This is a genomic window from Pseudogracilibacillus amylolyticus (SeqCode) (assembly GCF_051918545.1).
In the GTDB taxonomy this organism is placed as follows: Bacteria; Bacillota; Bacilli; order Bacillales; family Amphibacillaceae; genus Pseudogracilibacillus.
Genome location: NZ_JBPPZG010000004.1, coordinates 34147 through 41852, shown reverse-complemented (window position 1 = coordinate 41852; position 7706 = coordinate 34147). Strand labels below are relative to the sequence as shown.

Here is a 7706-nt window from a genome sequence, read left to right as displayed (position 1 = left end):
AAATATATGAATCATCCTATTGTCGGGGATGAGGTATACTGCCGTAAAAAATCTTCTCTAATAAAAGGCCAAGCACTTTACGCAAAAGAGCTAGGTTTTATCCATCCAAAAACAGGTGAAAAGAAAACATTTACTGTCGAACAACCGGAAGATTTCAATAATCTGTTACAAAGATTAGAAAATATGTCTTGACTTTGGAGGTCAGGTTTGAAATAATAAATATAGTTAAATAAGAGATCCTTTAATATAGTCCAGAGAGGCTAACAAGGAAACGGAACATAGGAATACGTATGTCCAAACCCTTATGCCTTCTTACTGGTATAAGGATTTTTTAATGTAATAAGATTGTTACCTAAAGGTTTAGGACTGTAAACCACTCGTACATCGAAATTCATTAAGTGTTACTTGATAAAATCCATAAACTGCGCAGTAACTTAGGTTGATTCGCGCTTTGTAAATATCTAACCGAAGTTACGACGTAAATACCGCTACGGAAATACACTGCGCTTTCCACGGGCGGCTGTTGAGCCTTCCTTGTGCTACGCACTGCGTTGTCTCACCTAGGCCTGTCCTCCCGTAGGAGTCTCCGTGTATTTCCTCCGCTAAGTGTGTTTGGTAAGCAACTCTGCACAATTTTTTAACTACTATCACAATAGTTGATTGGAGCCGGAGGGCAGTCGACTCCTGCGGGAAAAGCACGTGTCTGAAGACCCCGCAGCGGTGTTCTTCCGCGAGGAGGGCTGAAGCCGTGCCCGCGGAAAGTGTACTGCCCGGAGGCGGAAATCAACGGTTTACCAACTAGGTTTACAAATTTTTATTACTTCACAGTATCCTTCAACTACATATTAAAACAGTTACATTCAGAATACTTTCCTGTTATCTTTTGTGGTAAGTTTTAGTTGTGCCTAGTGCGGCAGATCATTCATTAAATCCATCATATTTTAGCACTGGCTTCCTCGCCGCTGTTGTTTCATCCATTCGTTTTACTACTGTACGATGAGGAGCATCTTGAACAATTTCTGGATTCTCTCTCACATCTTTTGCTATTTCTAACATGATTTCAATAAATTCATCCAATGTATCTTTTGATTCTGTTTCGGTAGGTTCCATCATAAGTGCCTCCTCTACGTTAAGCGGAAAATAAATTGTCGGCGGATGGAACCCATAATCAAGTATTCGTTTTGCCATGTCTAATGTTCGAACACCTAATTGCTTTTGCTTACGGCCAGATAAAACGAATTCATGTTTACAATGTACAGGATATGGAAGTTCAAATTCCTCTTCTAACCTACGCATCAAATAATTAGCATTTAATACAGCATATTCACTGACTTTTTTTAGTCCCTCAGCCCCCATTGATCGAATATACGTATAAGCTCTTAAATTAATTCCAAAATTCCCGTAATAAGGTTTTACCCGTCCAATGGCTCTTGGCCGATTATAATCAAAATCGTACGCCCCATTTCGTTTTACTATGGTAGGCTTCGGTAGAAATGGCGCCAATTCTTTTGTTACTCCAATTGGGCCTGACCCAGGTCCCCCACCGCCATGTGGACCAGTGAATGTTTTATGCAAATTTAAATGAACGGCATCAAACCCCATGTCTCCAGGGCGAACATACCCCATTATCGCATTTAAGTTTGCTCCGTCATAATATAATTTTCCACCGACATCGTGGACAATATTTGCTATTTCAATTATTTCCGTTTCAAATAAACCTAATGTATTTGGATTTGTCAACATTAGCGCAGCAGTATTTTCATCAACAACACGTTTTAAATCGTCAAGATCAACCAAACCATTTTCATTCGATTTTACCGTAACAGATTCAAAACCAGCAACGATTGCAGATGCTGGGTTGGTTCCATGAGCTGAATCGGGTATTAGTACTTTTGTACGGTTTAAATCCCCGTTTTCTTCGTGAAACGCACGAATCATCATTAATGCAGTCCATTCTCCGTGAGCCCCCGCGGCTGGCTGTAAAGAAACTTCGTGCATACCGGTTATTTCTTCTAACGATTTTTGGAGATAAAACATTACTTCAAGTGCTCCTTGTACAGTTTTTACAGGCTGGTTGGGATGGATGTTAGCAAATCCGTCAAGACGTGCGACATCTTCATTAATTTTCGGATTATATTTCATCGTACAAGATCCCAATGGATAAAACCCTGAATCAATACCGAAATTTCGTTTTGATAATGCCGTGTAATGCCGAATCAGATCTAGCTCACTAACTTCGGGAAGTCTAGCAGGTTTCTTTCGAATATAAATAGGATCAATATCGTTTACTTCCTGTTCCGTATCTATTGACGGAAGACTATAGCTTTTTCTCCCTGGATTTGAACGTTCAAAAATAAGTGGAAATGTTTTACTGTTCATAGATATCCCCCAATTCTTTTACAAAATGATCTAGCTCATCTTTCGTTTTTATCTCCGTTGCGGAAATTAACATATGTCCTTTTAATTCAGGAGAAAGTAAACCTAAGTCATATCCACCAATGATTTGTTTTTCTAGTAATGTATTATTTACATCTTTAATAGGCTTTTTTACATTAATGACAAATTCATTGAAAAAAGGCCCTTTAAATGGAATAGGAATAGATCTTTTTTCGATTTCTTGTTTTAAATAGCGTGCTTTTTGCATATTTCTATACGCCACTTCTGGGACACCTTGTTTGCCTAGGGCACTCATTGCTACTGAACTTGCTAATGCATACAATGCTTGATTAGAACAAATATTGGAAGTGGCTTTATCACGTCGAATATGTTGTTCTCTTGCTTGCAATGTTAATACAAATCCACGGATGCCATTTTCATCTGTCGTTTGGCCGACTAGACGTCCGGGTATTTTTCTCATATATTTCTTTTTAGTAGCAAAATAACCACAGTGTGGACCTCCGAATTGGGAAGGTATACCAAATACCTGTGTATCTCCTACTACTATATCTGCGTCAAATTCACCAGGGGGAGCTAAATAACCTAATGCAAGCGGATTACTTGATGTAATAAACAAAGTGCCCTCATTCTTTTTAATCCGTTCATTTATTTGCTGTAAAGGTTCAATTAACCCGAAAAAGTTAGGGTATTGAATAATGACACTAGCTGTATTATCATCCAATAATTGCTCTAACTGATCTACATCCGTCATTCCATCCTTATGATCGATTTCTATTATTTCTAGATTAAATCCTTTTCCGTACGTATGAATAACCTCGATATATTCTGGATGCACTGTCTTTGAAACAAGCACTTTTGTCCGCTTGGTATGCCCATAACTTAAATTGACTGCTTCCCCAAGCGCCGTTCCTCCATCATATAAAGATGAATTAGCGACCTCCATACCCGTAAGTTCAGCTATCATCGTTTGAAATTCAAAGATTGCTTGCAGTTCTCCTTGAGAAATTTCCGGTTGATAAGGTGTGTAAGCTGTATAAAATTCAGAACGTGAAATAATATGATTAACTACCGACGGAATAAAATGTTGATACACTCCAGCACCTAAAAATGAACTATATTCATTTAAGCTTATGTTTTTATTGGCTAATCGGGTCATTTCCTTTTTTAGTTCATACTCACTTAAAGCTTCTTGTAACTGATACTCTCCTTTGAACCGAACCTCCTTCGGTATATCAGCAAAGAAAACATCTGTTGAAGATACCCCAATCGTCTTGAGCATTGCTTGTTTATCTTCCTCTGTCATCGGCAAATACCTAAACCCCATCTATTTCTTCCTCCTTCGATCACGTTTGTAAAATGGTATTTTCACAATCATCGCTTTCACTTTTCGTTTACGAATTTGCACCCATACTGTATTACCTATGCTACTTTCTTTCACATCAATAAGAGCTAACCCTAAGTTTTTCTTTAATGTTGGCGAAAACGTACCGGAAGTGATAGTCCCTATCTCTTTCTCCCTTTCATTAAAAACAGAATAGCCTGTTCTTGGAATACCTTTTTCAATCATTTCTATACCGACAATTTGTTTATTAACTCCACTCTCCATCTGCTTTTCTAAAACTTGTTTTCCTATAAAATCACTATTTTTATTCAATTTGACAGCAAAAGCGAGTCCAGCCTCTATAGGTGTAATCGATTCAGATAATTCTTGTCCGTATAACGGTAAACCAGCTTCAAAACGAAGTGTATCTCTTGCCCCAAGTCCAGCTGGTTCCAGACCAAATTCCTTCCCTGCTTCTAATAATAGATTCCAAAGCTTACGACTTACTTGTTTTTTTACATAAATTTCAAAACCATCTTCTCCTGTATATCCGGTACGAGAGATAATCACGTGCTCCGGAAGTTCTTTTAATTGTGTATTAGCGGAAAAAGAAAAAAATTTCAATGCATTAAGTGACTCATCTGTCAGCTTCTGTAAAATTTTCTCAGCAAATGGACCTTGTAAAGCTAGTAATGCGTAAGTATCTGACTTATCAATGATAGAGACATCATTATAATGTACTGCGTGCTTTTGTAACCAAGTGACATCTTTTTCGATATTACTAGCATTAACGACAAGTAGATATTCATCGTCAGCCATCATATAAACTAAAAAGTCATCAATGGTACCCCCTTTTTCATTACACATGACTGTATATTGTATTTTATTTGGTACTAATTTTGCTACATCATTCGTGACCATATATTGAAGGAAATTCTTACTTTCTGCCCCTTTAATAACTATTTGCCCCATATGTGAAACATCAAATAAACTTGCTTTCGTGCGTGTTACCTCATGTTCGTGAATAACTCCAGTAAATTGAACAGGTAGTTCCCATCCGAAAAAGTTAATCAGCTTAGCATTCTCCTTATATTCTCTATACAAAGGAGTACGTTTTAACTGCTCCATTAAAATCCCTCCTTTTGAGGATTATAAAATTTTTGACCTTATTAGCATATCTATGAAATATTCCTTACTATTATTGAAGATTTTATTAAAATAAGAAGCTTATAAATCGGACAAACTTGTTCATACTATATGTATTACCCTTTATTTATTTTTTTAGCATCATATTTTACATAAACCTGATTTTTTAGAAAACTTAGCTTATCGACAAGCCTTAGCGAGAACTAAAGTTACACTTACGAGTGATTGACGTGCTAGTACTGGCGCCTGAGACAAATGCTTTACGGGTGGGACGAAAGCGTAGCTACAGTCCCAGGACGCCCTAGCTTTTAGCCAGTGAGCAGTAGGAAAGTTTTATACGTAAACTTATCTGCCAAAAAAAGGGGATTCGTATGGCAAATATCATTATTAATAAAGATGAAGTATTTCTAGATCAAATGAATAAAGCAATAGAAAAAAATAAAAATTTAACAGATTGGGAGCTTTTTAAACTTAATTACCAAATGAAGAAAGCTACGATAGCGAAAGATTTTAATGAATTGAAAGTTCTTTCCTATCTGCCGCATGTTAATTTCTTAGACCACCAAGTGGATACTGCAAAAACAGTTATCCAGGAGATGAATGGTCGAGCCATTTTAGCAGATGAGGTTGGTCTTGGTAAAACGATCGAAGCGGGATTAATCTTAAAAGAATATATGATTAGAGGATTAGTAAAAAATGCTTTATTATTAGTCCCTGCGTCTTTAGTGAATCAGTGGGTCACTGAATTACATGAAAAATTTTATATCCCAGCGGCCAGTTATCGAAAGAATTATCATTGGGATGACCATCCAATTTTTGTCACTTCTATAGATATGGCAAAACGTGATCCACACCGTGAGAATATATTGAAGTTAAATTTTGATATGGTCATTATTGACGAAGCACATAAATTAAAAAACCATAAAACATTAAACTACACTTTCGCAAGATCATTAAAGAAAAAATACTGTCTACTATTAACAGCAACACCTGTTCAAAATAAAATTATTGAAGTGTTTAATTTAGTTTCAATATTAAAGCCTGGTTATTTAGGCAGTTATGAAGCTTTTATTGAACGATTTGGTAAGAAAACTGTCGACAATCTAGAAGATACTTATTTAAATAAACTTATTCAAAAAGTGATGGTTCGAAACCTTAGAAAAGACACGTTGTTAAAAGATGTTGAAAGAAATGTTCATTCTGTCTGGTTAACATTTTCAAAAGAGGAACAAAGAGTTTACGATCAACTGCATGAATTGTTCGATTCATTTACAAGTCTATCCAAAATTACGTTTTTACGTGAATTATGTTCCTCTAGAGAGGCTTGTTATTTGTCTTTACAAAATAGTAAAAATGAACAAATTAAAGCGGCGAGTGAAGAAATTATGAATGAAATTGCTATGCTTCCTCACCATACGAAAGCAAAAAAATTAGTAGAATTAATTCAAGAAATTGGCGATGAAAAGGTTATTGTATTTACTGAATATCGTGCTTCTCAATATTATTTACAATGGTATCTACAACAGCATAATATTACATCCGTTGCTTTTAGGGGCGGATTAAAACGCGGAAGAAAAGATTGGATAAGGCAATTATTCAAAAATAACGCCCAAGTTTTCCTAGCAACAGAAGCTGGTGGGGAAGGAATAAACCTTCAGTTCTGTAAATATATCATTAATTATGATCTGCCTTGGAATCCAATGCGGTTAGAACAGCGAATAGGACGAATTCACCGTTATGGACAAGATCATGATATTCATATTTATAATTTTGCCATTGAAAACACAATTGAAGAACATATTATGAAATTGTTGTACGAAAAAATTGATGTATTTGAACGTGTCATAGGAAAATTAGACAAGATATTAGCAACATTACAAATTGATAGTATGGAAAGTGAATTCATGCAGATTATGGATCAGTCAACTTCCGTTGGTGAAATGAAGATTAAGTTGGATAATTTCGTTTCGGTCATACATGATTTGGGTGATGATAAACGGGATGAGGAAAACTATGGATAAACAAGTAGATATAGAAAAATTTTTAATAAACTTCTTTACTGCTAATCACTGTGAAGTAAACCAAATAGAGCAAGGTAAAATAGCTGTTCAACTAACAATTGAAATGGATAAGGCATTGATGAATCGCCCCTTCTATTGGCAGTATATGGAGGCTACCGGAAACGTTGGTCAGCCTAAAAAACTGACATTTATTTTAGATCCTAATAAAATGGAAAAAGAAGGAGAATGGATCCACTTTGGAAGTCCAAGGCTAGAGCAAATATATCATTATTTACGGAAAACAGCTAAGTTTATTCATCTATTTGAAGAAGTAAATGTACGTAACAATACGATGCTCCATCCTTGGCTCCTGCTTAATTATTGTATTATGTATGAAGGAAAACAAAAAAAGGAAGAGCTTTTTTCAATCGGATTAAATTTGATTAATGGTACTTTCATACTTGACATGATGGAACAACTCGAAAATGTTGAACTTGCACCTACAATTTCCGATCACTGTTATACAATTTCACCATTGATTAAAGTGAATAGTGGATTTTTACGGATAGAAAAGTACATCCATGATTATGTGATGAAACAAAAACATGACTGGGCAGTTGAATCATTAAAACTGCTAGAAGAAGAAATAGCAATGATCCACCACTTTTATGAAAGGGATGAAGAAAATAAAGACGAAATGGAAAAAGAACTAGAAGATATCACTGCAAGATTGGAACCAAAAATCACTTATGAAATTGTTAACGGTGGTATCATTTATTTAAGAGATAGCTTTGCAAATAGGATAAAAAAATGAAAAATCCTCTACTTTGGGCATTAGCCCT

General features: G+C 35.7%; 5 protein-coding genes and 1 pseudogene. 3 read left to right on the top strand and 3 right to left on the bottom strand.

Annotation, left to right across the window (positions count from 1 at the left end; translation table 11 throughout):
- Positions 1 to 192: pseudogene (locus ACPYKA_RS01005) on the top strand (RluA family pseudouridine synthase); the annotation flags it as partial.
- Between the two features lie 726 nt (positions 193 to 918).
- On the opposite strand, the gene gcvPB reads toward ACPYKA_RS01005, so the two are convergent.
- From gcvPB to gcvT, 3 genes are read right to left on the bottom strand one after another with little or no spacing between them, the layout of a single operon-like run.
- The gene (gene gcvPB, locus ACPYKA_RS01000; RefSeq protein WP_479540552.1) at positions 919 to 2379 is read right to left on the bottom strand and encodes an aminomethyl-transferring glycine dehydrogenase subunit GcvPB; all 1461 of its coding nucleotides are present in this window, start codon (positions 2377 to 2379) and stop codon (positions 919 to 921) included.
- Positions 2369 to 3721, bottom strand: coding sequence for an aminomethyl-transferring glycine dehydrogenase subunit GcvPA (gcvPA, locus tag ACPYKA_RS00995; protein ID WP_479540551.1), 1353 nt, complete (start codon positions 3719 to 3721; stop codon positions 2369 to 2371). The genes gcvPB and gcvPA overlap by 11 nt, the downstream gene beginning before the upstream one ends.
- Positions 3722 to 4846, bottom strand: coding sequence for a glycine cleavage system aminomethyltransferase GcvT (gene gcvT, locus ACPYKA_RS00990; protein WP_479540550.1), 1125 nt, complete (start codon positions 4844 to 4846; stop codon positions 3722 to 3724).
- Between the two features lie 389 nt (positions 4847 to 5235).
- Between gcvT and ACPYKA_RS00985 the strand changes: the two genes are divergently transcribed.
- Positions 5236 to 6885: a DEAD/DEAH box helicase gene (locus tag ACPYKA_RS00985; protein WP_479540549.1), complete on the top strand. Its 1650-nt coding sequence runs from the start codon at positions 5236 to 5238 to the stop codon at positions 6883 to 6885.
- The gene (locus tag ACPYKA_RS00980; protein ID WP_479540548.1) at positions 6878 to 7678 is read left to right on the top strand and encodes a YqhG family protein; all 801 of its coding nucleotides are present in this window, start codon (positions 6878 to 6880) and stop codon (positions 7676 to 7678) included. Before ACPYKA_RS00985 ends, ACPYKA_RS00980 begins: the two co-directional genes overlap by 8 nt.
- Positions 7679 to 7706: the final 28 nt, after the last annotated feature.

Coding starts and splice junctions, on each gene's coding strand:
- gcvPB (WP_479540552.1), bottom strand. CDS start 2,379: ATGAACAGTAAAACATTTCCACTTATTTTTGAACGTTCAAATCCAGGG.
- gcvPA (WP_479540551.1), bottom strand. CDS start 3,721: ATGGGGTTTAGGTATTTGCCGATGACAGAGGAAGATAAACAAGCAATG.
- gcvT (WP_479540550.1), bottom strand. CDS start 4,846: ATGGAGCAGTTAAAACGTACTCCTTTGTATAGAGAATATAAGGAGAAT.
- ACPYKA_RS00985 (WP_479540549.1), top strand. CDS start 5,236: ATGGCAAATATCATTATTAATAAAGATGAAGTATTTCTAGATCAAATG.
- ACPYKA_RS00980 (WP_479540548.1), top strand. CDS start 6,878: ATGGATAAACAAGTAGATATAGAAAAATTTTTAATAAACTTCTTTACT.